Origin of the sequence: Acinetobacter sp. V91_7 (assembly GCF_031799075.1) — a bacterium.
Classification (GTDB): domain Bacteria; phylum Pseudomonadota; class Gammaproteobacteria; order Pseudomonadales; family Moraxellaceae; genus Acinetobacter; species Acinetobacter calcoaceticus.
The window spans coordinates 14853-39850 of record NZ_JAVQNT010000033.1; the positions used below are offsets into that span (position 1 = coordinate 14853).

25 protein-coding genes and 1 pseudogene are annotated in these 24998 nt (G+C 38.4%); 11 read left to right on the plus strand and 15 right to left on the minus strand.

Going from position 1 to position 24998, the window contains the following annotated elements:
* Nucleotides 1-115: 115 nt before the first annotated feature.
* The 4 genes from RMB03_RS09425 to sdhC are packed head-to-tail and all read right to left on the minus strand — an operon-like array spanning nucleotide 116 to nucleotide 3455.
* Nucleotides 116-826, minus strand: a complete 711-nt coding sequence (locus tag RMB03_RS09425; RefSeq protein ID WP_005036504.1) for a succinate dehydrogenase iron-sulfur subunit — start codon at nucleotides 824-826, stop codon at nucleotides 116-118.
* A 14-nt stretch (nucleotides 827-840) separates the two neighbouring features.
* Nucleotides 841-2676 carry a succinate dehydrogenase flavoprotein subunit gene (gene sdhA, locus RMB03_RS09430; RefSeq protein WP_005036502.1) on the minus strand — a complete coding sequence of 612 codons (1836 nt, stop codon included), beginning with the start codon at nucleotides 2674-2676 and terminating at the stop codon, nucleotides 841-843.
* A gap of 12 nt (nucleotides 2677-2688) precedes the next feature.
* Nucleotides 2689-3054, minus strand: coding sequence for a succinate dehydrogenase, hydrophobic membrane anchor protein (gene sdhD, locus RMB03_RS09435; protein WP_003655454.1), 366 nt, complete (start codon nucleotides 3052-3054; stop codon nucleotides 2689-2691).
* On the minus strand, nucleotides 3054-3455 hold the full coding sequence (gene sdhC / locus RMB03_RS09440; protein WP_003655453.1) for a succinate dehydrogenase, cytochrome b556 subunit: 402 nt from the start codon (nucleotides 3453-3455) through the stop codon (nucleotides 3054-3056). The genes sdhD and sdhC overlap by 1 nt, the downstream gene beginning before the upstream one ends.
* Nucleotides 3456-3952: 497 nt before the next feature.
* On the opposite strand from sdhC, the pseudogene RMB03_RS21075 reads away from it, so the two are divergent.
* Nucleotides 3953-4054: pseudogene (locus RMB03_RS21075) on the plus strand (hypothetical protein); the annotation flags it as partial.
* A 343-nt stretch (nucleotides 4055-4397) separates the two neighbouring features.
* Complete coding sequence (gene gltA, locus RMB03_RS09445) at nucleotides 4398-5672, plus strand: citrate synthase (RefSeq protein WP_004789414.1); 1275 nt, start codon at nucleotides 4398-4400, stop codon at nucleotides 5670-5672.
* 81 nt (nucleotides 5673-5753) lie between these two features.
* On the opposite strand, the gene RMB03_RS09450 is transcribed toward gltA, so the two are convergent.
* Nucleotides 5754-6239 carry a DUF1289 domain-containing protein gene (locus RMB03_RS09450; protein WP_311075623.1) on the minus strand — a complete coding sequence of 162 codons (486 nt, stop codon included), beginning with the start codon at nucleotides 6237-6239 and terminating at the stop codon, nucleotides 5754-5756.
* 111 nt (nucleotides 6240-6350) lie between these two features.
* Here RMB03_RS09450 and RMB03_RS09455 point away from each other — a divergent pair, with 111 nt between their 5' ends.
* Nucleotides 6351-7283, plus strand: a complete 933-nt coding sequence (locus RMB03_RS09455) for a rhodanese-related sulfurtransferase (protein ID WP_005036495.1) — start codon at nucleotides 6351-6353, stop codon at nucleotides 7281-7283.
* 121 nt (nucleotides 7284-7404) lie between these two features.
* Here the strand turns inward: RMB03_RS09455 and RMB03_RS09460 are convergent, their stop codons facing one another.
* Both RMB03_RS09460 and RMB03_RS09465 read right to left on the minus strand, forming a co-directional pair.
* Nucleotides 7405-7929 (minus strand): YecA family protein, encoded by a 525-nt coding sequence (locus tag RMB03_RS09460; RefSeq protein ID WP_281833167.1) that lies wholly within the window; start codon nucleotides 7927-7929, stop codon nucleotides 7405-7407.
* Between the two features lie 74 nt (nucleotides 7930-8003).
* Complete coding sequence (locus RMB03_RS09465) at nucleotides 8004-8210, minus strand: PA3496 family putative envelope integrity protein (RefSeq protein WP_002116495.1); 207 nt, start codon at nucleotides 8208-8210, stop codon at nucleotides 8004-8006.
* A 358-nt stretch (nucleotides 8211-8568) separates the two neighbouring features.
* Here RMB03_RS09465 and rpoD point away from each other — a divergent pair, with 358 nt between their 5' ends.
* The 6 genes from rpoD (at nucleotide 8569) to RMB03_RS09495 (ending at nucleotide 15147) form a co-directional block, all read left to right on the plus strand.
* Entirely contained in the window at nucleotides 8569-10452 is a 1884-nt protein-coding gene (gene rpoD, locus RMB03_RS09470) for an RNA polymerase sigma factor RpoD (protein WP_056483229.1), read from the plus strand.
* 97 nt (nucleotides 10453-10549) lie between these two features.
* Nucleotides 10550-10837, plus strand: coding sequence for a YbeD family protein (locus RMB03_RS09475; RefSeq protein ID WP_045435226.1), 288 nt, complete (start codon nucleotides 10550-10552; stop codon nucleotides 10835-10837).
* Nucleotides 10838-11040: 203 nt separating this feature from the next.
* The gene (gene lipB, locus RMB03_RS09480) at nucleotides 11041-11694 is read left to right on the plus strand and encodes a lipoyl(octanoyl) transferase LipB (protein ID WP_151743340.1); all 654 of its coding nucleotides are present in this window, start codon (nucleotides 11041-11043) and stop codon (nucleotides 11692-11694) included.
* A gap of 81 nt (nucleotides 11695-11775) precedes the next feature.
* A complete protein-coding gene (locus RMB03_RS09485; protein ID WP_003655436.1) occupies nucleotides 11776-12309 on the plus strand; it encodes a hypothetical protein in 534 nt (177 codons plus the stop codon).
* 1 nt (nucleotide 12310) lies between these two features.
* Nucleotides 12311-13495 carry an iron-containing alcohol dehydrogenase gene (locus RMB03_RS09490; protein WP_003655435.1) on the plus strand — a complete coding sequence of 395 codons (1185 nt, stop codon included), beginning with the start codon at nucleotides 12311-12313 and terminating at the stop codon, nucleotides 13493-13495.
* A 266-nt stretch (nucleotides 13496-13761) separates the two neighbouring features.
* Nucleotides 13762-15147 carry an APC family permease gene (locus tag RMB03_RS09495; protein WP_080632411.1) on the plus strand — a complete coding sequence of 462 codons (1386 nt, stop codon included), beginning with the start codon at nucleotides 13762-13764 and terminating at the stop codon, nucleotides 15145-15147.
* A gap of 37 nt (nucleotides 15148-15184) precedes the next feature.
* Here the strand turns inward: RMB03_RS09495 and RMB03_RS09500 are convergent, their stop codons facing one another.
* A complete protein-coding gene (locus RMB03_RS09500) occupies nucleotides 15185-15745 on the minus strand; it encodes a flavodoxin family protein (protein WP_005036479.1) in 561 nt (186 codons plus the stop codon).
* Between the two features lie 116 nt (nucleotides 15746-15861).
* Between RMB03_RS09500 and RMB03_RS09505 the strand changes: the two genes are divergently transcribed.
* Nucleotides 15862-16236 carry a helix-turn-helix domain-containing protein gene (locus tag RMB03_RS09505; protein ID WP_311075635.1) on the plus strand — a complete coding sequence of 125 codons (375 nt, stop codon included), beginning with the start codon at nucleotides 15862-15864 and terminating at the stop codon, nucleotides 16234-16236.
* 77 nt (nucleotides 16237-16313) lie between these two features.
* Here RMB03_RS09505 and RMB03_RS09510 read toward each other — a convergent pair whose 3' ends face one another.
* The 3 genes from RMB03_RS09510 to RMB03_RS09520 all read right to left on the minus strand — a co-directional run bounded on the left by RMB03_RS09510 (nucleotide 16314) and on the right by RMB03_RS09520 (nucleotide 19048).
* Complete coding sequence (locus tag RMB03_RS09510; protein WP_080028336.1) at nucleotides 16314-16946, minus strand: hypothetical protein; 633 nt, start codon at nucleotides 16944-16946, stop codon at nucleotides 16314-16316.
* A 16-nt stretch (nucleotides 16947-16962) separates the two neighbouring features.
* Entirely contained in the window at nucleotides 16963-17772 is an 810-nt protein-coding gene (locus RMB03_RS09515; protein WP_056483235.1) for a DUF6502 family protein, read from the minus strand.
* Nucleotides 17773-17857: 85 nt separating this feature from the next.
* Nucleotides 17858-19048 carry a cupin-like domain-containing protein gene (locus RMB03_RS09520; protein ID WP_311075638.1) on the minus strand — a complete coding sequence of 397 codons (1191 nt, stop codon included), beginning with the start codon at nucleotides 19046-19048 and terminating at the stop codon, nucleotides 17858-17860.
* Between the two features lie 101 nt (nucleotides 19049-19149).
* Between RMB03_RS09520 and RMB03_RS09525 the strand changes: the two genes are divergently transcribed.
* Nucleotides 19150-20745, plus strand: a complete 1596-nt coding sequence (locus RMB03_RS09525; RefSeq protein WP_311075640.1) for a PT dipeptide repeat lipoprotein — start codon at nucleotides 19150-19152, stop codon at nucleotides 20743-20745.
* Nucleotides 20746-20805: 60 nt separating this feature from the next.
* Here the strand turns inward: RMB03_RS09525 and RMB03_RS09530 are convergent, their stop codons facing one another.
* From RMB03_RS09530 to RMB03_RS09545, 4 genes are all read right to left on the minus strand, one after another.
* Nucleotides 20806-21279, minus strand: a complete 474-nt coding sequence (locus RMB03_RS09530; protein ID WP_002116042.1) for a tRNA (cytidine(34)-2'-O)-methyltransferase — start codon at nucleotides 21277-21279, stop codon at nucleotides 20806-20808.
* A gap of 43 nt (nucleotides 21280-21322) precedes the next feature.
* Complete coding sequence (gene cysG / locus RMB03_RS09535; RefSeq protein WP_056483244.1) at nucleotides 21323-22696, minus strand: siroheme synthase CysG; 1374 nt, start codon at nucleotides 22694-22696, stop codon at nucleotides 21323-21325.
* Between the two features lie 67 nt (nucleotides 22697-22763).
* The gene (gene serS / locus RMB03_RS09540) at nucleotides 22764-24035 is read right to left on the minus strand and encodes a serine--tRNA ligase (protein ID WP_004639138.1); all 1272 of its coding nucleotides are present in this window, start codon (nucleotides 24033-24035) and stop codon (nucleotides 22764-22766) included.
* Nucleotides 24036-24153: 118 nt separating this feature from the next.
* Complete coding sequence (locus RMB03_RS09545) at nucleotides 24154-24954, minus strand: RsiV family protein (protein ID WP_311075646.1); 801 nt, start codon at nucleotides 24952-24954, stop codon at nucleotides 24154-24156.
* Nucleotides 24955-24998 lie beyond the last annotated feature (44 nt).

The window sequence follows — 24998 nt, forward strand, 5'->3', positions numbered from 1 at the left end:
TAATATATGGTGCAATATATAAAAATCTCATCTTTTTCGACCAAAGTCTAAAGTTTACATTATAAAGTTAAAAAAAAACGCACATCAAGGATGCGCGTTTTCTATTTGTGCAGAATTAACCCGCTTGATCAAATATCATATTACGGATATGACCAATTGCTTTTGTAGGGTTTAGACCTTTAGGACACACTGACACACAGTTCATAATACCTTTACAGCGAAACAAACTGAATGGATCGTCTAAACGAGCCAAACGGTCTGCTGTTGCAGTATCACGAGAGTCAATAATGAAACGGTATGCATTCAACAATGCTGAAGGACCCAAGAACTTGTCAGGGTTCCACCAGAATGATGGGCACGAAGTTGAACAACATGCACAAAGAATACATTCATATAGACCATTCAAGTGTTCACGCTCTTCCGGAGATTGCAAACGCTCTTTAGGTGGAGCTGGCTGGTTATTGATCAAGAATGGCTGAATTTTGTCATATTGATCATAGAATTGGTTCATATCAACAACCAAATCTTTAATTACCGGCAAACCTGGTAATGGACGAATTACGATTTTCTCTGGTAAATCATTCAGGTTTTCTAAACAAGCCAAACCATTTTTACCATTGATATTCACACCATCCGAACCACAAATACCTTCACGGCAAGAACGACGGAATGTTAACGTTTCGTCTTGAACTTTTAATGCAAGTAATGCATCAAGCAACATACGGTGCTTATCAGTCAATTCAAGCTTAAAAGTTTGCATGTACGGCGCTTTATCCTTATCAGGATCATAGCGGTAGATTTCGAATGTACGAGTACCTCTACTCATCTTTATACTCCCGATTAGAATGTACGTGGTGCTGGTGGAATTGCATCAACAGTCAACGGTTTGAAGCGAACTGGCTTATATTCCAAACGGTTATCTGATGAATACCATAACGTATGTTTCATCCACTCATCATCACGGCGACCGTATGAATAAGTTGGGTGATCAGCTGGCAATTCATAATCAACTACCGTATGCGCACCACGACACTCTTTACGCGCAGCAGCTGAAATCAAAGTTGCTTTTGCAACTTCATACAAGTTTTCAACTTCAAGTGCTTCAACACGCGCAGTATTAAATACTCTAGATTTATCTTTCAAGTAAATATTACGAACACGTGGCTCAAGAGCAAGAATCTCTTTTACACCCTTATCAAGCAATGCTTGAGTACGGAATACACCAGCGTGGTCTTGAACGATATCACGAATCGTGTCAGCAACTTCTTGAGCGTTTTCGCCAGAAGTTGAGTCATCCAACTTACGTACACGAGCTAATGTTTGCTCTAATACATCTGTTGGAAGTGGCGCATATTCATCACCATGATGCTTAGTTACGTAATCGATAATGTGCTCACCAGCAGCTTTACCAAATACAACCAAGTCAAGAAGTGAGTTAGTACCTAAACGGTTTGCACCATGTACTGATACACAAGAACATTCGCCAATTGCATAGAACCCTTTTACAGGTTTGGTGTAGTTGTCCGTACCCACTTCAGGTAAGCACACTTGACCATGCATATTCGTAGGAATACCACCCATTTGATAATGGATTGTTGGCACTACAGGAATCGCTTCTTTTGTAATATCAACGTTTGCAAATTTTTTACCAATCTCAAATACAGATGGTAAACGCTTCATGATTGTTTCAGCACCCAAGTGAGTCATATCAAGTAAGATATAATCACCTTTTGGACCACAACCACGACCTTCTTTAATTTCTTGGTCCATAGAACGTGAAACGAAGTCACGTGGAGCCAAGTCTTTTAAAGTCGGTGCATAACGTTCCATGAACGGTTCGCCGTCTTTATTACGAAGGATTGCACCTTCACCACGACAACCTTCAGTCAACAATACACCAGCGCCCGCAACACCCGTTGGGTGGAATTGCCAGAACTCCATATCTTGCAATGGAATACCAGCACGAGCAGCCATACCAAGACCGTCACCAGTGTTGATATAAGCATTTGTTGATGCACGGTAAACACGACCAGCACCACCAGTAGCAAATAATGTCGCTTTTGCTTGGAATACTGAAATGTTACCAGTTTCTTGGTCAATCGCTGTTACACCAAGAACATCACCAGCTTCGTTACGGATCAAATCAAGAGCGATCCACTCAACGAAGAATTGAGTACCCATTTTCACGTTGCTTTGATAAAGCGTATGCAATAATGCATGACCTGTACGGTCCGCAGCTGCACAAGCACGTGGAACTGGTTTATCACCATAGTTAGCAGAGTGACCACCGAACGGACGTTGGTAAATTGTACCATCAGCGTTACGGTCAAACGGCATACCCATGTGTTCAAGTTCATACACAACTTTTGGCGCTTCACGACACATAAATTCAATTGCGTCTTGGTCACCTAACCAGTCAGAACCTTTTACTGTATCGTAAAAATGGAAATGCCAGTTATCTTCTTGCATATTACCTAGCGACGCACCGATACCACCTTGAGCAGCTACAGTGTGCGAACGTGTCGGGAAAACTTTAGTCAGTACTGCAACTTTCAAACCCGCTTGAGCGAGTTGGTAAGATGCACGCATACCAGAACCACCACCACCAACGATAACTGCATCGAAAGTGAGGTTTTGAATATTTGAATAATCTTCTTTAGGGGTTATCGCGCCCATGATGTCTTCCTATCAATTCGCCCAGAAAATCTGGATACCCCAGATTGCGTACACAAACACTGCAATAATGACAGCCGTCGTCAGTACAAGGCGTAAACCTTTCGCTGAAGGACCCATTTGACGAGTAGTGACATAGTCAGTAAAAACTTGCCACATACCAATCCATGCGTGTGCGATAAGCGATAAAATTGCCAATAAAGAAAAAATCTTCATTGGTAATGTCATCATGAAACCAGCCCATTGTTGATAGTCAAATCCGCCTTTGCAGAGAATCCAACCCAAAAGAACAACAGTATAGGCTGCTAGTACAACCGCACTTACACGCTGGATAAACCAATCACGAGAACCTGAACCAGTTAAACCTGTAGCACTTTTCATTAGAACATAATCCATACAAAGGCTGCGATAATGGCTACCACAGATAAGATCAATGAAATTGTCGCTGCAATACGACCACTTTGCAGTTCTTCAGCAAAACCTAAATCTGCAAGTAAGTGCTTCACTCCAGCAATAAAGTGGAATAATAAGCCGGCTACAAATACCCAAACGATAAAACGTACAAGGATATTTCCAAACACGACATTTTTAACGTAGTCAAATCCTTCTGGTGAAGATAATGATTTATCTAAAATCCATAATAGAACTGGTACTAATAAGAAAACGATGACACCTGATAAACGGTGTAAAATTGATGCAATAGCCACGGGTGAGCGTAAATTTACCGCTAACACCTGACCCATGGACAAATTGACAGGTCTGTTGCTTTTCACAGCGGGCATCCTGTAGGTAGAAACTCCGACCGGAGTTTGTTGAATTAATTCCAAGGAAAGCTGGCATTGTTAGGCAAGCACAGCTCATGCCTAACCTATAAACGACACTGAATTATAAAACGCGAAGTATCAAAATACAAACAATCCACTTTCCCATTTAAGCAAAAAACAATTAAATAAGAATCATTCACAATGATATCACCCTATTAGCCCTATTAAAAAGGTATACATAGTTCCACCATGTTATTGTTTAAAATAACTTTTTATTTAATTTCATTTTTTCTGAAATTTCTTTCAAATAAGTAAGTTTTAGACTAAAGATAAAGTTATAAATTCATCATATAAATAGAAAAATGTTAGTAACTCCTCATATTTTCAATAAAAGCTACTATTCAAATAAGTGAACATACTTATATTCCACCCAAATCAGTCAATCTAAAATACATTTTAGAAAGCAATTTTTACTGCGAATAAGAGTTTTTATTATTTTAATGCAGTTCAATTAGCTATTTTTTATACAATTAAACTTAAAAAAACAGCAATATTCTTTGTTACAACTAAATAAAAATAGAGTTTTTTTTGATTGGCAATTTGAAATTACACCATGAGTTTTATGATTTTTTTAATTGGATTGGCATTTTCTACCGACTTGTCATTTTTAATCTTGATTTTAAAATTTGCTTACAATTGTACTCATACTTCATTTTTTTTCTGCACGTTCTTGTTGAATTGACTTATTATACCATCCCGATGCAGTGATTTTACTGACTTTTTTGCTCGGGTCTTGATGACTAACTCTCTGTGGGATCGTCATTTTTTATCCATAAGTATAATTGACAAAATTTCAGTACTCACTAATCTTATAGCAAATTTTGACACCGTCTGATTCGCACATGAGAACATTAGGATTTCGGGTCAGATCAACATTCACCAGGACAGGAGATCTATTGAATGTCTGAAGCAAATGGCAAAAAAGCCGTATTACATCTTGATGGCAAAGAAATTGGATTACCAATCTACAGTGGCACTTTAGGTCCAGATGTAATTGATGTCAGCAGCATATTGAAAGAAGGTCATTTTACTTTCGATCCTGGTTTTATGGCGACAGCTGCATGCGAGTCTAAAATTACGTTCATTGATGGTGACAAAGGTATTTTATTACACCGCGGCTACCCAATTGATCAGTTAGCAACTCAAGCAGACTATCTTGAAACTTGTTATTTATTATTAAATGGCGAGCTCCCAACTGCTGAACAAAAAACAGAGTTTGATGCCAAAGTTCGTGCTCATACTATGGTTCACGATCAAGTTAGCCGTTTCTTCAATGGTTTCCGTCGTGATGCCCACCCTATGGCAATCATGGTTGGTGTTGTTGGTGCATTATCTGCGTTCTATCACAACAACCTTGACATTGAAGACATCAATCACCGTGAAATCACTGCGATTCGTCTCATTGCAAAAATTCCAACACTTGCTGCTTGGAGTTACAAATACACAGTAGGTCAACCATTCATCTATCCACGTAATGACTTAAATTACGCGGAAAACTTCTTACATATGATGTTTGCTACCCCTGCTGATCGTGATTACAAAGTAAATCCTGTTCTTGCTCGTGCAATGGATCGTATCTTCACGCTTCATGCTGATCACGAACAAAATGCTTCGACATCTACAGTACGTCTTGCTGGCTCTACTGGTGCAAACCCATACGCATGTATCTCTTCAGGTATTTCTGCGCTTTGGGGACCTGCTCACGGTGGTGCAAACGAAGCTGTACTTAAAATGCTTGATGAAATCGGTAGTGTAGAAAACGTTGCCGAGTTCATGGAAAAAGTAAAACGTAAAGAAGTTAAACTCATGGGCTTCGGTCACCGTGTGTACAAAAACTTCGACCCACGTGCAAAAGTCATGAAACAAACTTGTGACGAAGTTCTTGAAGCATTAAATATCAATGATCCTCAATTAGCGCTTGCTATGGAACTTGAGCGTATTGCATTGAACGACCCGTACTTCGTTGAACGTAAACTTTACCCTAACGTAGACTTCTACTCAGGTATCATCCTTAAAGCGATTGGTATTCCAACAGAAATGTTTACGGTAATCTTTGCACTTGCACGTACAGTAGGTTGGATCAGCCACTGGTTAGAAATGCACAGCGCACCTTACAAAATTGGTCGTCCTCGCCAGCTTTATACTGGCCCGACTCAACGCGATATCAAACGTTAATATTCGAAAGAAAATTAATGATAAAAAAAGCTGCCTTCTGGCAGCTTTTTTATTGAGATATCTTCAATTCAATCTACAGACCTATTCTTCGTCAAATACACTTAATAAATGATGACTAATTCCATCAGCTCTCAACCAAGCCAACTCATAACTCGCTTTAGCTAAAGCTAAAACGCGCCTTTCGAATTCAGCCCATATTGTTTTGACTTGAGCATCTGAAATACCTAAACCACTTTCTGTTGCCAGATGCTTATTTTTTTCACATATTTTTAAAGCGTGATAGAGCTTACGACCTTTGCTCGCCCCTTCCATTAACCGAACACGTTTACTTAAAATAAATCCTTCTACATGCTGCAAGTTCGCATGAGGTAACATGGGCACTAAGATTTGATTCAACTGATCATCTAAACGCCTCCATACAGCCAAACGTTGCTCTGCTGTATAAGTATTCCATTGAATCACTTCATGGTTAAAACGACGACAACCACGGCAAACCTGATCACCAAAAACTGTTGAACAACGCCCTGCACATGGGGTGAGAGAGAGCATTCGATGATCACTACTCAAAACCGACTCCTTAAATAAACCATATACTTTTTATGGTTTTCTCGCTTATTACAATTTTTCGCGCTAAAATATGCGCCTTAAATTTCTATCTTAATACATTTGGAGTTTTCCATGAACGCTACTGTAGAACAGCTTGCACCTGTAGAACAGCAAGCGACCGCGGGTTGGGTTGTTGCAGCACTATATCAATTTAAAGAAGTTCAAGATCCTGCCGATCTTCAACAACGTTTATTAGACTTAGTGAAAACAATCAACCTTTGCGGAACTCTGATTGTAGCAGGTGAAGGAATTAATGGCACTGTTGCAGGCGATCGTGTGGCTATTGATAGTCTCTATCAATTTTTACTCAATGAAGGTTTTGCCTCTATGGAATATAAGGAATCTCATAGCTCTGACAAACCTTTCCGTAAAATGAAAATTAAACTTAAAGAAGAAATTGTGACTTTAGGTGTTGAAGTTAAACCCCGTGACTTAGTGGGCCACTACCTTGATCCAAAAGAATGGAATGATTTAATTGCACGTGATGATGTAATTTTAATCGATACGCGTAATGATTATGAATATAAGGCTGGTACTTTCAAAGGTGCTATCGACCCTAAAACTGAAACATTCCGCGAGTTCCCAGAATACGTTAAAAAAGAATTAGAACAGCATAAAGATAAAAAAATTGCGATGTTCTGTACAGGTGGTATTCGCTGTGAAAAATCAACCTCTCTACTTCTTCAAGAAGGATTTACAGAGGTTTATCACCTTAAAGGCGGTATTCTTAAATATTTAGAAGAAACCCCTGCCGATGAAAGTTTATGGGAAGGTGAATGTTTTGTTTTTGATGGCCGGACTGCTGTAACTCATGGCGTTGAAGAAGGTGTAAATGTTAAATGTCATGCTTGTGGCTGGCCATTAACTCCAGAAGAGTCTGCTTTACCAAGCTATGAACATGGTGTTTCTTGTGTGTATTGCATCGACAAGACAACTGAAAAGCAAAAAGCTGGCTTCCGTATGCGCCAGTCACAAATTGCGGCTGCAAAACGTAAACGTTTATAAGTCACTATAACTAGTTTTCCGAAGGCACTTAAATTTTTAAGTGCCTTTTTATCTTTATATAAGTAATTTATCGCAATAAAAAACGCCCTAGAAAGGACGTTATTTACTTAATTTTTAAAGTTTAATTTGGCGTATGATACATCAAGTATAATTCATTCAAATTATCTGGGATTTCTTCTGCCAGTTCATCCATTAACTGTCCATTACGACGGAAAGATTCCATCTGTGGATCTTCTTCATCAATTCCACTAAATACCATCATTGGTAAAGTTAAATCAATTAATTGTTCTTCATGTTCAGGTGCAAACCATGCATCTTCATTTAAGAACATTGCATCAACAAATCCCACACTCCAGTCACCTAAGCTAGATTCAACATCAGCTTCTTCAACTTCAAATGGAAATGCAATTCCATTTTCATTTGCTAAATCTTGTCGAATTGACTCTAACCAAGCCTTGATTTGCTGAATAATTTCAGCAGGAACCTTTTTATGGTTATTATCAAACAGCTCATCTAACCAACGGTCAAACTGAGGGCCTACTGCAATTGCACACAGAAAGCCATGAGTTGCAGCGAAATCTAAACCATACTCATTGTGGTCTCCATCTAGATATTCACTTAATTGGTCTAAATCTAACGCACTCATTGTGTTACCTGACTATAAAAAAGAAATCTACGATAGCATAGCATTTAAGCTGACGATGCCCTATTCAGATTTGATTAGTCTTCATCATCAAGATCATCATCGTCTAAATCATAATCAAAATCTTTCAACTCACGCTCTAAACGGCGTTGAGCTAATAGATCATCGATTAATCTACGTTTTTCTAATGATTCTTTCGCAGTGATTTTGCCTGATGACTCATCAAAACCGACATCATCATCATCACCGTAGTTATCATCTAGTTCAAAATCTGTAGAAGACACTAAAACTACCTCTAATGAAAAAATGTGAATGGGTCTAGGCGCTATTTATCTCTCTTACAGAACCATGTCAAGTTTTATTTATATTTTTTTCATTAAACTGCATATTTGTACTTTTTTTCACCCAAAAAATTGTGTATTTATAAAACTCAACTATTTTTTTAATCAAGAAAAAATTCTATGATCTTTTCCATGATTTAAGCTTGAAAAAAATGATTTTAGCCCAATATCCAAAAAACAGACGTGAATTCAAAGATATTTTTTATTTAACGGTTACCGATCAAATCCAAAATATTTCAAGCAAATTGTGCTATCATGCACGGTTTTTCACTGCCACAGATTCAACGAAGAGTAAGCAAAGATGAGCGATATGCATTCCCCTACTTCTCAAGTAGCGGCTCTGATTAGCCGAGGCAAAGAACAAGGTTACTTAACTTACGCTGAGGTTAACGATCATCTGCCGGACTCGATTACTGAAAGCGAACAGATTGAAGACATTATTCAAATGCTTCAAGACGTTGGTATTCCTGTACACGAGCGTGCACCTGAATCTGACGATACCATGTTCGGTGAGTCAACTGACACAGCCGATGAAGTTGCTGAAGAAGAAGCTGCTGCCGTACTTGCATCGGTTGAAAATGAGCCTGGACGTACGACAGACCCTGTACGTATGTACATGCGTGAAATGGGTACAGTTGAACTGTTAACCCGTGAAGGTGAAATCAGCATTGCAAAACGTATTGAAGAAGGGATTCGTGATGTCCTTAATTCAATTGCGTACTGGCCAAATGCTGTTGAAGTTGTATTAAAAGAATATAATGATTTCTTGACTGGCGAACGTCGCCTTGCCGATATTTTATCTGGCTATCTTGATCCAGAAACTGACGAAGATATTCCTGAAGTTCTAGAAGAAGAAACAGAACTTGAGGAAGAAGAAGCGCCAGCTACACCAGCAAAAGAAGTTAAGCTTGACGATGACGAAGAAGATGAAGAGTCAGAAAGCGACGATGATTCTGAAGGTGAGTCTGGCCCAGACCCTGAAGTTGCAAAAGTTCGTTTTAATGAACTTGAGGCTGCATGGACTAAAACAAAAGCTATTATTGAGAAACATGGCCGTAACAGCCCAGAAGCAGATGATGCTTTAGAAGCTTTAGCTACTGTGTTTATGATGTTTAAATTTACACCACGTTTATTTGACATCATCTCTGAAATGATTCGTGGTACACATGAGCAAATTCGCGCTAACGAACGTGAAGTTATGCGTTACGCAGTTCGTCGTGGCCGTATGGATCGCACTCAATTCCGTACATCTTTCCCTAAGCAAGAATCAAATCCAGCTTGGTTAGATGAACAGATTGCTAAAGCTCCTGCTGAGATCAAGGCGCATTTAGAAAAGGTTCGTCCAGATGTTTTAGCATTCCAGCAAAAGATTGCAGATATTGAGAAAGAACTTAATTTAAGCGTTGCTGAAATTAAAGATATTTCTAAGCGTATGGCGATTGGCGAAGCGAAAGCACGCCGTGCTAAGAAAGAAATGGTAGAAGCCAATCTTCGTTTGGTAATTTCGATTGCGAAAAAATATACCAACCGTGGTTTACAGTTCCTTGACTTGATTCAAGAAGGGAACATTGGTTTGATGAAAGCTGTAGACAAGTTTGAATATCGTCGTGGTTATAAATTCTCGACTTATGCAACTTGGTGGATTCGTCAGGCGATTACCCGTTCGATTGCCGATCAGGCTCGTACAATCCGTATTCCTGTGCATATGATTGAAACGATTAACAAGATCAACCGTGTATCTCGTCAATTGTTACAAGAAATGGGCCGTGAACCGACACCTGAAGAATTAGGTGAACGTTTAGAAATGGACGAAGTTAAGGTTCGTAAGGTACTTAAAATTGCCAAAGAACCAATTTCAATGGAAACTCCAATTGGTGATGATGAAGATTCGCATCTTGGTGATTTCATTGAAGACCAAAACATCACTTCTCCAATTGATGCTGCGACTTCAGAAGGCTTAAAAGAAGCAACACGTGAAGTACTTGAAAACTTAACTGAACGTGAAGCAAAAGTCTTGAAGATGCGTTTTGGTATTGATATGCCAACCGATCATACACTAGAAGAAGTGGGTAAGCAGTTTGACGTAACACGTGAACGTATTCGTCAGATTGAAGCGAAAGCGTTGCGTAAATTGCGCCACCCTTCTCGTTCTGAACACTTGCGTTCTTTCCTTGAAAATGACTAAGTTTTGAAAGCTTGAAATTTCAAAACCAAGCCCCATTTAATAGAAAGAGCTATAAACGCCTGCGATGATGCAGGCGTTTCAAATCATGAGGTAACTTATGTTAGACCGCACTCCATCTCGCGAACTACAAGAACATCTTTGGGTATTTCCGATGGATTATCCAATTAAACTTATTGGCGATGCGGGTGAAGAATTACGTGTTGCTGTACTCGATATTTTGGTAAAACATTTTCCAGACTTCGACCATACAACACTAAAAGTTCAAGAATCTCGCACCGGCAAGTATCACTCTTTAACAGCACAATTGCGCTTTGAAGAATTGGAACAAGTTCATGCACTTTATGCTGACTTGGCTGCTTGTCCGCAGATTAGAACTGCGCTTTAATTTTAAGTTCTTCAATCAATACCACAGTTAGACATTCTTACTGTGGTATTTTTTTGGAAATTTTAAAACCAATCTATCGTGAAAAAACCATACAAATATTTAGAATTCCTCTTATAAAATCCTTTAAAATTACAAGGTTTTCGGCTTCTATCTTGCAGATATTAACTGGCGCCGCATGAACTAACTTATAGGAATATTTTGTGATGAGCCTTGATAAACCCAACTTGATCATTCGGCAATGGAACGATTTACAAGATTATCAAAGCAAATTTGAAACCATGAAACTCTTAACAAACGAGCGTAATGAAGATACGCCTGATGAGCTATGGTTACTTCAACATCATAATGTATTAACTCAAGGTCAAGCTGGTAAACCAGAACATATCCTAATTTCATCAGACATTCCTATAGTACAAACTGACCGTGGCGGGCAAGTGACTTGGCATGGTCCAGGTCAACTCGTCGCTTACTTCATGTTTGATCTTAATCGTCTAAAATGGAACGTACGCACATTGGTCAGTTTTGCTGAACAATTCATGATAGATGTTTTGAAAAAGTATGGAATTGAAGCTTATGCCAAGCCTGATGCACCTGGAGTATATGTAGATGGCCGCAAGATTGGGTCCTTAGGTTTTAAAATTCGTCGTGGCCGTAGTTACCATGGGTTAGCACTAAATCTGGACTGTGCCTTAACTGGGTTCCAGACCATCAATCCTTGCGGCTATGCAGGCTTAGAAATGGTACGGATACAAGATTTAGTGACTCCTTATCCATCATTTGGTCAACTTTGTCAGGACTTTATTGAGTATATTAATAGCACTGGGTACTTTAATGACCCTAAAGTCAAATATGAATAAATCGCTTTGCGATGAAATAAAAATGGATTAGAGTAATTGCTCTAAATTTGCTTTCGCATAATTTTAATAAAGGATACGCGAGTGATTTCGACAAAAGCGGTAAAGCCGACTCTGCAACTTGCATACGTTAAGCTCATGATGGATGTTATTGGTCGTGGCTTAGTCATGGCAAGTCAAGTGGACAATGAAATACAAGAGGAAGTATCTAAATTTCCTGTTCACTTTGTACTTTCAATGAATGTTTTCCCAAATGGACCAGCATTTTTTGCTCGAGTGACAGAAGACAAACAGTTAGAGCTACTTGAAAGAGCTGAAAAAAAACCAGACTTAACGATTACATTCAAACATGTCACTCATGCCTTTTTAGTGTTTTCTTTTCAAGAAAGTACTGCTCAGGCATTTGCCAATGACCGAATGATTGCCGATGGTGATGTATCTGCTGCTATCCGCTTGGTACGCTGCCTAAATAAAATGGAATCTCTTATTTTACCTAAATTGGTTGCTTCCTTAGCAGTCAAAGAATACCCAACCGAACTTACCCTAAAAGAAAAATTCAACGAGGCTGCAAATATTTACTTAAAAGTAGCCAAGTCCTATTTCAAGCGGAGCGCATAACATGGCCAAACCATATTACGAATTTTTTTGTCCTGTAAAAGTCATTGCTGGTAATGCTGCGCTAGAACATATTCCGTTTGAGCTTGCGACTTTAGGCGCAAAACGCCCTCTTATCATTACAGATAAAGGTGTTCGTGCAAATGGGTTATTAAATCCAATTGAAGCTGCATTTAGTACAACTGATGCTGTCATTGGCCATGTTTTTGATGATGTACCACCCGATTCGAGTTTAGAAGTCGTTCGTCTTGCAGCAGAAGCTTATCGTACAAACAAATGTGATGCGATTATTGCTGTAGGTGGCGGTTCAGTTATAGACACATCTAAAGCAACCAACATTTTGGTATCTGAAGGTGGAAATGACTTATTGCAATATGCAGGTGCTCATAACCTACCGAAACCATTAAAACCATTTTTTGTGATTCCAACAACTTCGGGTACTGGCTCAGAAGTAACGATGGTCGCTGTGGTTTCAGATACTCAAAAGAATGTTAAGTTAGCATTCGCTTCTTATTATTTAATGCCACATGCTGCAATTTTAGATCCACGCATGACGCTTACATTGCCTCCTCATTTAACTGCAATGACAGGTATGGATGCGTTAACGCATTGTGTTGAAGCATATACATGTATGGCTGCGAATCCATTGAGTGATGCTTATGCAAGTGCAGGAATTAAAAAGATCAGTGAAAATCTATTTAATGTCTTAGAAAACCCAAATGATGCTCAAGGCCGTTTAGAGCTAGCTCAAGCTTCAACAATGGCAGGTATTGCATTTTCTAACTCAATGGTCGGCCTAGTTCACTCTCTAGGGCATGCTTTAGGTGCTGTTGCCCACCTGCCCCACGGTTTATGCATGAATTTATTCTTACCATATGTGCTTGAATATAATAAACAAGTAAATGGTCAGAAAATTGGTGAGTTATTATTGCCACTCGCTGGTGCAGATATTTATGCACAAACTCCAGCAAGCCAGCGCGCAGATAGAGCAATTACGACTATCTTAGCAATGCGTGATCGCCTATTTACTTTAACAAAGTTACCACGCACTTTACGTGAAACAGGCAAAGTAACTGAGGCACAGCTTGATGAAGTTGCAGAAAAAGCACTAAATGATGGCTCAATTATTTACAATCCGAAAGAAGCAAGCTTAAAAGATATCCGAGATATCTTAGAAAAAGCTTGGTAATTCGATAGGTTAAACTCAAAAAAGCACCATAAAGGTCTGATTTATATATTAAATCAGACCTTTTTTATGAATAAGAATTTTTATTCATTATTTTATTTGGAATATATGGCAAAAAATTTGCTAAAAAATAGATGAAAGTACTGACAATTTATATCAATTTAGGATAGATTGGCGCACTTTATCTTTTTCTGTAGGGGGGATCGTTCGTCTCAAACGATCCTTAACACCAAGCTGATCCTTGATCAACGATTATGAGGATAACGCCGTTGACAAATTTATCTGGGACTAAACCAACAGCTAAGCTTCAAAAGAATCTTGTGCTTTGGCATATTGTTATTATTGGTTTAGCTTACATTCAGCCATTAACGTTATTTGATACTTTTGGTTTAGTGTCAGAACGAAGTGGTGGTCATGTACCAACTTCCTACATTTTTGCATTAGTCGCAATCTTATTAACATCGATCAGTTATGGACATATGATTAAGCGCTACCCTTCTTCTGGGTCGGCCTATACGTATGCTCAAAAATCAATTCATCCTAATGTTGGCTTTATGGTGGGTTGGTCTTCTTGGTTAGACTATCTACTGTCACCGCTTGTTAATATTATCTTGGCAGATATTTACCTAAGAGCTCTTTTTCCAGAAGTAAATAACTGGTTATGGGTGATTGGTTTAACGACCCTAATGACTGTTATTAACTTATTTGGTGCACGATTTGTCGCACGTTTTAACAGTACGATCGTTGTTATTCAGCTTGGCGTAATTTTTTATTTCGTTTATCAGGTATACATTCTACTTACTCAAGGTGTATATGCAGATGGAACTTTAAATCCAGATAAAGCAGCATTGTGGTCATTAACTCCTTTTTGGAACGATATGACGTCTGTCAGTTCTTTAATTGCGGGCGCGACCGTACTGTGCTTCTCTTTTACCGGTTTTGATGCTTTATCTTCTCTTGCTGAAGAAACAAAAGATGCAGAAAAAACGCTACCAAAAGCTATTTTCTCTACAGCATTACTTGCAGGTATTATTTTCATTGTAAGTACTTACTTCATCCAATTATATTTCCCAAGTAACCCAAACACTTACTTTAATCCTCTAGATGAATCACAGCCTGTGATGGTCGCTGCGATTGGTAGTCTGATGTTTAAAACTTTGGTTTTATATTTTGCTGTAGTCGCTGTGATGGCATCAGGTATTTCTGCCCATGCGGGTGTATCACGTTTAATGTATGTGATGGGACGCGATGGAGTCATCAACAAGAAATTATTTGGTCATATCAGTCCAAAATTGCATACTCCAACTTACAACATTCTTATTGTTGGTGTAGTTGCGTTATCTGCTGGCTTTTTAGATCTTGAGCATATTGTTAACTTGATTAGTTTTGGTGCCTTAACTGCTTTTAGTTTTGTTAACTTCTCTGTGATTTCTCGCTATGCATTAAGAGATGGCAAGAATAAAACGCTTAAAGACATCATCAATTATATTGTTATACCAACGCTTGGTTTTGCCAGTGTATTTATGATGTGGTTAGAAATTGATAAGCTTGCCTTACAAATTGGCTTAGCTTGGGCCGTGATTGGTGTAGGCTATCTTGCCTATAAAACTAAAGGCTTCAAATATAATGCTCCGCAACATAACGAGCATGAGTAATAAAAAAGGCGCTTTAAGCGCCTTTTTTATGGTCAAATTAACCGTAAATTTTATTCACAATGCTTTGTACACGTTGAGCATAAACTTTTGCTGTTTCCAGATCACCTGTCGGAATTTCTTCCACACTTGCATCTGAAGGCGATTGAACTAAAAGCCCTACTGAACCGCCTAAGTTGTTTACATCTTCACGTGTTGCGTTTTTTGTATTTGCTGGTAATAAACCAAGACTCACCCAAATCCCACCATGCTGTGCTGCTAAAGTTTGTAATTGGATAAGAGTTACTTGCTTATCCCCATTTAAGCTCGCGCTGTTTGTAAAACCTGCAAATACTTTATCTTGCCAGCCACGTGTAAACCATACTTTTGAAGTTGCATCAGCGAACTTTTTAAACTGCCATGGCGCTGTACCCATATAAGTCGGAGCACCAAAAACAATCCCCTTCGCATCATTTAATGTCTGCCAATCTTGATCAGTAATATTTCCTTCCTGATCAATCTGAATGAGCTGAGCATTAATCTCGTTTGCGAACGTTTCAGCAACAACTTTTGTATGGCCATAACCAGAGAAATATACAACCGCGATATTAGAGTTAGACATGGAAGCAAACCTTTGTTTTATTAAATTCCACTTTATGATATATTTTAGAAACTAGGTGTCAATTAGTTACTAGTTGGTAACTAGGGTAATTTTTCAAAAAATTATAGGTAAATGGTATGAATGAATGTCTAAAATATAATATTTTTCAACAACATTGCCCTGCTCGTCTATTTTTTGAAAAAATTGCAGATAAATGGGTTTTATTGATTTTAAACGTTCTTGAAGAAGAAACTCAACACTTCAATTTGCTCAAAAAGAATATTCAAGGCATTTCCCCAAAGGTCTTATCACAGAAGTTAAAAATGCTGGAAAGAGACGGTTTCATCGAGCGTAAAATCCAGAATACATCCCCAATTCGTGTTGATTACTCACTTACTTCTTTAGGACAAAATGTAGCTTCAATGGCGTTCCAATTAAAGGAATGGGCCGAAACCAATATTGAGCAGGTTTTAGCAGCCCAAATAACTTATGATGAAAAAGTGCTAGAGTAAGCTTAACTCATACTTTCTTTAAAACTTTATTGAACTTTATCGATTAAGCTTTGTTCTTATCTTAAAGGTGACTCAACTTAATTGATTTTAATCGGATCAGGTGGCGCACTTATTTTAAATTGAATCGTTAAAGGTTCGCATTGTTTTAACTCCTGATTATTTTTCAAATAATTACTTTCCAGACCATATTTCCAAGTACCATTCATGACTTCAAATGCGGGATAATTGACAATAAAAGTTTTAGTTTCACCTGATTGATACTCATATATTTGAGTCTCTTTACAATCATTTTCCGGATAAGAACGTTTGGTATTTCCAAGTAAATAGAGTTCTAAAGGTACATGACAAGCGGGTTGTCGTTCTTGTATTTTTTCTAAGCCCATATTCGTTTGAGTAATCTGTAAAGCAAGAGTACCGTTCAAAGTTAATTGCTGTGCGTATTTAAAAACTGTTTCTTTTTCAATTGGTTCTCTTGTTACATTATTAAGAAATTCTAATTTACGATGCAAGCCATTACAGTCATCTTCACTTGGTGCAGGTAACCAAATTTCATTATCTTTTGAGTCACCTTTATCTCCATCGGCCGGGGTTTCATAATCACCTGGTTTACCGGGTTTAGTTGGATATCCTGACCCACCCAAACTGGCACCACCGGCGAATAAATCCTCTCCGCAAGCAGTCAAAAGGCTGCCTATCATAATGAAGCTCATGGATATTATTAATTTTTTATAAGTTGTTTTGGTCATATTGATAAGCTCCGAAACGGAAAGTTTTGGTTGCACCCTCTTTTCCTTCATCGAGTGCACAACGTTCAATGGCTAACTTGAGTACTTGTAGTGATAGATCTTCCCATAAGCGTAAACTTGCTTCTTTGAGTAAAGTGATCGATTCATCTGTTAGTTCATCAGCAAAAATTGCTTGTTCTAAATAGGGTTCTTTTTCTGGCTGAAATAAATTATGAACCCCGGCAGCTAAATGTGCCTCTAAGTTATTCGTTAATAATTTTCGAACCTCGAATTGCTCTACATCAGGCATAAAACTTCGCTGCTGTAACGATACAATACCATCTTCTTCTTTCACTATATTTAAACGCTCAAGCTCATTCAAAATAGATCTTGGATGCTTTTCGGTTGAAACTTTCTTTACCAAACTTTCAAAGCTAACCTGATCTTGGCTAATAAAAGGAATTTTTTCTGCTAAGCCCTCTGCAAGCCATAAACCAATCACCCGAGCAGGAACACTCACTGGCTCTGCTACTTTTGCTTCAGTTAAAGGCTGCCCAGCCTGTGTCGCTTTTTTAAAAGCACTAACATCTTTACGATGTAAACCAGAAAGTAGACTAACTGCCGAATCAGTAGTTTTTTGATCTATACGTTCTAGCTCAGCTAAAGACTGCTGATAGAAAACGGGTTTTAAAGCAGTAACAAAGTCGTTATATCCAACTCCCGAACGAATTAACCATTGCGTCAGATATTCCATTAACTGCAATACCTGCTTTTGGTTAAGTTCTGCATTATTCGTTTGGAGTGTCGACATAAGTTAACAATTTTCCTTCATCTTTGAAAAACAGTATGAGCTGAGCAATTGTCACACTGAACGGTTTAAGATGCAATTTTCATTCTTAGACCTGCTTTGGAAACCGATGAACAAAATGATTTAGTGCATTAAAATTGGTAAAAGAAATACTCATTGAAACATCCAGACTTTCTACACTATGCCACCAACCAATAGGGATAAACAAAGCTTCCCCTGCATTCAAAATACATTCCACTGGAGTAATCGATTTTGCTAAAGGATATTTTTTAAAATCAATTTCATTTGCATTACTCAGCTCACTAAACACCCAATGATCGTTATATAGATGAGGTACTTGCAAAGCCGGAATCAAAGTTACTTTTTTGCGCCCATAAATTTGAACTAACATATTATTCGTTAAATCGTGATGTAATGGCGTAAAGGTGCCCTTCGGCCCGAACCATAAAAAACTACGCTCATCTTTTAAAGCCAAGTTGCTGTAGCCGTCTGCAAAATCGCCTATATCTAAAAATAACTCCTGAAGCATCTGATGACTATTGGTCGCATTATTTGCAGTCATATAGAAATCGTTGCTCGCCTCGACAGACATAACTTTTGATACGAATTCCGACATTTTCATGGTCTGCTTTAATAAAGGAGAATGCCTTTCAAATTGCTCATCTTTATTTCTATTCATTTGAACTTCAACTAAATGCTGGCCAAATTGAGTTGCAAAATATTCAGGTGTCCACTTATGTAAAGCAGGCCAGTGCTCTACCCCTTTTTTCAAAATCACAGGACGGTGTTGACTGTAATAATCTTTAATAAAATCTGAGAAGATTGGCGCAGGGATTGAAGGTATTTCTTTACAATAATTAGAATCTAACTGGGCCAATTGATCTAAAGTTTCTATTAGCCACTCACGTTTCTTAAATTGGTGGTGCTTTTTCTTAAGAATTTTATATAACTGATTATTTTCTAAATTATCTAAATATTCTTCTACTTGTTGCCGATGAAGCCCCTGCTCTACTAATCTTTTCACTATTTCCGCAGATGTTACCCGATTCAAAATTTGTTCGATGATCCATTCCTGATCTTGGTCAGATAAGCTTAGGAAATTCGGCTCACTCGTTTGAAAAGTTAATCCAAATCCATTTTCTTTTAAAACATCGACTAATTGCTCGATCGAACATCCTTTTTCTAAATTTTCTTCAAGCCATTTTTTCCATTCAAATGGCAACTGATCAAACCATTTCTGGCTTTGTTGGAATATTTCAATTTGATTATAAGCTGCCATGTTGAACCTTTTTTTCAAATTTGATCTTTACAACTGCATTATAATTGATCTATTTTAAAAATGTTAAATTTTCACATTTTTATAAAAAAAGGGCTTATGTGATGAATAACATAGTAAAAGGAAGCAGCATTGCTTTGATTTTTATAGCATTAAGTGGGTGTGGGTCTGACGATAATGATTCGACACCGACACCGACACCGACACCGACTCCAACACCAACACCAACACCAACACCAACACCTACACCAACACCAACACCAACACCGACACCGACACCAACACCAACACCAACACCAACACCAACACCAACACCAACACCAACACCAACAACGGTAGCAGATCGCTTCGTTGGAAGTTGGCTAGCAGGTAAAGGAGCTTGTATTAATGGCTCTGCTCTAAAAATGAATGTTATTAAAGTTTCTGATAATAGTGTTCGATTTACGAGTGAAACTGTACGTTATGAGAATGAAGCGAACTGTACAGGTAACATTGTGGCAAGTTATCGCCAAGCTGAAGATTTTAGTCTGGTTTCAAATATTGGAGCACCGCAAACTGTACAAACTTCAAGTTATAACAAGGTAGATTGGCAACTTGTAGTAGCAGGAAAACTAACTCAGAAACAACCAGCTATTCTGGGCTTTAAAAACGCAAATCAATTCTGTTTAGTACCTACAGATCAGCCAAATGCAATACATAATTATCTACAGCAAGCAAACTTTGATCTCATAAATACATGCTTTACAAAAACAACTCCACCAGCAAGTATGCAAAAGCCAACCCAAGTATTGGCAACAGCAAGTTATAGATTAGGAGATAATAAAGAATCTTGGGCAGACGTATTGAACCAACTCAATGACCAAGGACGCCAAGGCTATGCCCTTCTTACTCCATCAGTCAGTTTAGATAACCCTGACGGTAGCTTCGCGCTGTATAAAAATTTATATGTAAAAAACAATAAATCCACTGACACATATACCTATAAAACGGTTGATGTAAAAACCACTTCAGTAGCCAACCGTTATTTACTATGGATCAATGAGTTAAACAAACAAGGTAGCTTGGGCTATATATATAAACTTTCATTTGGAGAAGTGGCATCAAACACAGACAAATATTTATTTGTAAAAAATGATAAAAAACCAGCAACTTATACTTACTCTAACCGATTCTTAACAAATACTTCTCGGACTAGCATCATAAATGCTTTCAATGAACTTGGTGCGCAAGGCTGTAAATTACTCTACGCAAACTCGACATTTACCAATAACGGTACAACAAATGGCACATTCTACGTACCAACATGTGTAAATAGTAGTACACATAACGGTACTTACGCTTATCGTTATTTTGAAGTTCCACAACATATTCCTTTTAACAAAGATGATGCAATAAAACTTGAAAAACTTCTTAAAGAGCAAGCTGCAGAAGGTTATAGACTTGTTGATGCAAATAACAATCTTGGCTTCTTTAATGTTGATGGTTATCTATTTGAACGTGACAGTGAAAATACAGGACCTGTTGAATATAAAGTATTTATTGAAGATGCAGTATCTGAATTAGATGAGCCATATCTAGTTGAAAACCGTATTCAAGATCAAGGTAAATTAGGATGGTTCTTTGCTGTTCGACTTGGATCGGTCTATACCAACTCACCGACTAACTATGATTTAGCAAGTGGTGTCGTTTTCCCTAAATAAACCATCTAATAACAAATAAGGCCACTATTGTGGCCTTATTTTTATTTAAAACTTAGTTATTTATCCTAAGTTTTTGAAACCTTGCTGACGCCATGCTTCATAAACAATGACGGCTGTGGCATTAGACAAATTTAAACTTCTTGAATTTTCAGCCATCGGCAATCGAATCCATTGTTCTTGCGGAAACATTAAGCGAACATGCTCGGGCAAACCACGCGTTTCCGGCCCCATCAATAAAGCTACAGGTCGATTTAAATCAACTGTATGCGGGGTTGCAGAACCTTTAGTAGTGAGTGGAAAAACATGCTCAACACCTTTAGCTTTTAAGTCTGCAAGACATAGTTCAATATTGTCCCAAATCTGCATACGCGCCCATTCATGATAGTCCAATCCTGCACGCTTGAGCTTTTTATCATCTAGCTCGAAACCTAAGGGTTTGACTAAATGCAACTGTGCGCCCGTATTAGCACATAAACGAATGATATTGCCTGTATTGGCAGGAATTTCAGGCTCGTATAGGACAACATGAATCACAAATTTTCTCGACTTTAATAACAAACAATAAATTCAGATGAACTTATTGCCATTTTAACTGTTCACGTAAACTCACTACTTCACCAATAATGGTTAAAGTCGGCGCTACGATATGATGTTCAGACACTTTAGTTGCAATATCAGCTAATGTTCCAACGATAACTTTCTGTTCTGGTGTGGTTCCTTTAGAGATTAAAGCAACGGGCATATCAGCACGTTGACCATGAGCAATAAGTTGCTCACAAATGCGCTCTAATCCAACCAATCCCATATATAAAACTAAAGTTTGATTTTCATAAACCAGTTCATTCCAAGGGAGTTCAGGTGAACCTTCCTTTAAATGCCCAGTTAAGAAACGGACACTTTGTGCATAGTCACGATGTGTTAGCGGAATACCCGCATAAGCGGAACAACCTGAAGCTGCTGTTATGCCCGGTACTACCTGGAAAGTGACATTTGCTTCAACAAGCTCTTGAATCTCTTCGCCACCACGGCCAAAGATAAACGGATCACCACCCTTCAAACGACAAACACGTTTTCCCTGTTGAGCATATTCAACCAGTAGAGCATTAATACCATCTTGTGGAACCGAATGGTTTGAACGGGCTTTACCGACATAAATCTTAGTCGCATCACGGCGGCAAAGCTCTAAGATGGGTTCAGACACCAAACGATCATAAATCACAACATCTGCTTGTTGCATAAGACGTAATGCTTTTAATGTCAGTAGCTCAGGGTCACCCGGCCCAGCACCTACCAAGTAAACCTCACCTTTAGGTGCGGTCCATTCTGTTAAGGCTTGCTGAATTAAATCATTTGCCACGTCCAGATTGTCATTAAAGACTTGTTCTTTTAATGGACTAGCATATAAGTTTTCCCAAAAGATTCGGCGCTCATCGGGGTTAGTAATCTTTTCTTTTACCTGCTTACGCCATTGACCTGAAAACTCAGCCAACTTACCCATACCATGAGGAACTATTGTTTCTATTTGAGTACGAAGTTGTCTAGATAAGACTGGCGATGCGCCATTTGAGGCAACAGAAATGATCAATGGAGAACGGTCAATAATCGCTGGAACCATAAAACGGCAGTGTGGAATATCATCTACACTATTAACCAGCAAATTACGCGCTTCACATTGTTCAAAAACGGCTTTGTTCACTTGCGCATCATTAGTCGCAGCGATCACTAAGCGATAAGGGGTATTTAATATTTTTTCGACAAAGGACTCAGCAAAATACTGTCCATCTGTCGTTTTGACTAACTGTAAAAGCTGCTCTTCAATCGCAGGAGCAATAATATCAATTACTGCTCCCGCTTTCGCTAATAAGTTTGCTTTGCGCAACGCAATATGCCCACCACCCACAATCAGACAACGTTGCTCTTGCAACTTTAAAGAGATTGGAAAAATATCCACCTTAAACCTCTACATTAATCATCTGATTATGTTTAAGCAAAAACCGTGCACAATTTAGATGCAAAGCTTAATCAATAAATGTTAAACCACCCATATATGGGCGTAATACTTCTGGAACTTCGATAGAACCGTCTTCACGTTGGTAATTTTCCATTACAGCAAGCAAAGTACGTCCAACCGCAAGACCAGAACCATTTAAAGTATGCACCAATTCGGTCTTCTTTTGATCCATTCTGTAGCGTGCTTTCATACGGCGTGCTTGAAAATCACCCATATTAGAGCAGCTTGAGATTTCACGGTAAGTATTTTGGCTTGGAACCCAAACTTCTAAGTCGTAAGTTTTAGTCGCACCAAAACCCATATCACCACCACAGAGCAAAATTTTACGGTATGGCAAACCAAGTGCCTGTAAAATGCCCTCAGCATGTGCAGTGAGTTCTTCAAGTGCTTGCATAGAGGTTTCAGGTTTAACGATTTGCACCATTTCAACCTTGTCAAACTGGTGCTGACGAATTAAACCACGCGTATCACGACCATAAGAACCTGCTTCACTACGGAAACAAGGCGTATGTGCAGCGTATTTTAATGGCAAGCGTTCGGTATCAATAATCTCATCACGAACGAAGTTAGTAACAGGAACTTCTGCTGTAGGGATGAGGTAATATTCTTTTTCGCCTTGAAGCTTGAATAGATCTTCTTCAAATTTTGGTAACTGACCAGTACCACGCAGTGAATCAGCATTTACCAAATAAGGCACATAAGCTTCTGTATAACCATTTTTTAACGTATGGGTATCAAGCATGAATTGCGTTAACGCACGTTGTAAGCGTGCTAAAGAACCTTTCAATACACTAAAACGTGAACCAGTCAATTTAGTAGCAGTTTCAAACTCTAAACCGCCCATCCACTCACCTAAATCAGTATGATCTTTGATTTCAAAATCAAACTGACGAGGCGTGCCCCATTTTGAGATTTCAACGTTATCATCTTCATTTTTACCAGCAGGAACAGATTCATCTGGTAAGTTAGGAATGCTAAGCGCTTTTTGCTCAATCTCGTTTTGTAGCTCTGACAAAGCAACTTCAGCAGCTTTGATTTCATCACCAATGGCTTGCATACGCGCCATGATTTCAGAAGCATCGCCACCGGATTTTTTAATCTGACCCACTTGTTTTGCACCGGCATTACGTTCTGCCTGCAATTTTTCAGTTTTTGATTGCAAGTCTTTACGGCGAGTTTCTAAAGAAGCCCATTCTTGAACATCTAATTGAACACCACGTTTTGCCAAAGCCGCATTAACGGCTTCAATATTATTTCTGAGTAACTTAGGGTCGATCATAATCAATCATAATATGGGTAAAAAACTGGCTATAGTGTAAGGCCTTCACACTAAAAAATATAGTGATCATCTTCATAACGAATAGCTTTCACACAATTGTTAGAATAGATCACCTATTTTACAAGTTATAGTTTGGCACACTTGGCAAATACTCAGGTTTAATGAACTTAGCTGCTTCAGAATATGGCAATGTTAATTCAGTCATCCCTTCTGCATAAGAAGCTAATTCATAGATTGGATAGACAAAAACAATACCATTAGCGCCATAGTAGAAATTATCACTTAATTGCAGTTTTTCACGGCTGATATTGTGCTCTTGAAGCCAATTGGTATTCGCATCAAAAAGCGCATCAACTAACTGTTTTTCAACATCTGGCTGAATGAGTTCGGCAACAGTAATGTGCTTTTTATTTAATAAATCAAAATTCACGAATTCTTGATGAGACATGCCATGTGCTGCACCAGCAGAATATGAATAGGTCTGGAATGCAAAAGTTGCAAGGTTATAATTTTGCCCTAAATAACGGACATAAATTGCACTTTGACTCGAACGAGGCTCACCTTCAGGTACATCGACTGGCTGATCAGCTAAATTTGCAAAAGCATTCGGATCTGCTTTCTTTATACGATTAGTAAAGTAATCATTAATCCACTTTTGATTGGTTTGTACTGTCTGAAAGTCATACTCAGTACAACCATCTTCTAAACAAACTTTTGATTTCGGCAATTTTACTGGGATTACTTTTGCCTGAATTACAGGAATTTCGGCCTCTTTTGTTTCTTTAACTTTTGCAGTCGAAGCGGCTTGCTCCTCTTTAGCTGCCGACTTGGGTTGGCAACCACTCACAATTGCCATTGCAGCCATTAATGGAAGAATACAAATAATTTTTTTATCGTAAAGTTGCATATTAATCCCCATGAATTTACCTCTATCACTATACAAAGCGTAAGAATAAGACGGGG

Coding starts and splice junctions, on each gene's coding strand:
- lipB (WP_151743340.1), top strand. CDS start 11,041: ATGAGCCTTGATAAACCCAACTTGATCATTCGGCAATGGAACGATTTA.
- sdhD (WP_003655454.1), bottom strand. CDS start 3,054: ATGAAAAGTGCTACAGGTTTAACTGGTTCAGGTTCTCGTGATTGGTTT.
- sdhA (WP_005036502.1), bottom strand. CDS start 2,676: ATGGGCGCGATAACCCCTAAAGAAGATTATTCAAATATTCAAAACCTC.
- RMB03_RS09425 (WP_005036504.1), bottom strand. CDS start 826: ATGAGTAGAGGTACTCGTACATTCGAAATCTACCGCTATGATCCTGAT.
- RMB03_RS09490 (WP_003655435.1), top strand. CDS start 12,311: ATGGCCAAACCATATTACGAATTTTTTTGTCCTGTAAAAGTCATTGCT.
- RMB03_RS09510 (WP_080028336.1), bottom strand. CDS start 16,946: ATGAGCTTCATTATGATAGGCAGCCTTTTGACTGCTTGCGGAGAGGAT.
- RMB03_RS09460 (WP_281833167.1), bottom strand. CDS start 7,929: ATGAGTGCGTTAGATTTAGACCAATTAAGTGAATATCTAGATGGAGAC.
- rpoD (WP_056483229.1), top strand. CDS start 8,569: ATGAGCGATATGCATTCCCCTACTTCTCAAGTAGCGGCTCTGATTAGC.
- RMB03_RS09475 (WP_045435226.1), top strand. CDS start 10,550: ATGTTAGACCGCACTCCATCTCGCGAACTACAAGAACATCTTTGGGTA.
- RMB03_RS09545 (WP_311075646.1), bottom strand. CDS start 24,954: ATGGGGATTAATATGCAACTTTACGATAAAAAAATTATTTGTATTCTT.
- RMB03_RS09525 (WP_311075640.1), top strand. CDS start 19,150: ATGAATAACATAGTAAAAGGAAGCAGCATTGCTTTGATTTTTATAGCA.
- RMB03_RS09505 (WP_311075635.1), top strand. CDS start 15,862: ATGAATGAATGTCTAAAATATAATATTTTTCAACAACATTGCCCTGCT.
- serS (WP_004639138.1), bottom strand. CDS start 24,035: ATGATCGACCCTAAGTTACTCAGAAATAATATTGAAGCCGTTAATGCG.
- RMB03_RS09515 (WP_056483235.1), bottom strand. CDS start 17,772: ATGTCGACACTCCAAACGAATAATGCAGAACTTAACCAAAAGCAGGTA.
- RMB03_RS09520 (WP_311075638.1), bottom strand. CDS start 19,048: ATGGCAGCTTATAATCAAATTGAAATATTCCAACAAAGCCAGAAATGG.
- gltA (WP_004789414.1), top strand. CDS start 4,398: ATGTCTGAAGCAAATGGCAAAAAAGCCGTATTACATCTTGATGGCAAA.
- RMB03_RS09500 (WP_005036479.1), bottom strand. CDS start 15,745: ATGTCTAACTCTAATATCGCGGTTGTATATTTCTCTGGTTATGGCCAT.
- sdhC (WP_003655453.1), bottom strand. CDS start 3,455: ATGCCCGCTGTGAAAAGCAACAGACCTGTCAATTTGTCCATGGGTCAG.
- RMB03_RS09455 (WP_005036495.1), top strand. CDS start 6,351: ATGAACGCTACTGTAGAACAGCTTGCACCTGTAGAACAGCAAGCGACC.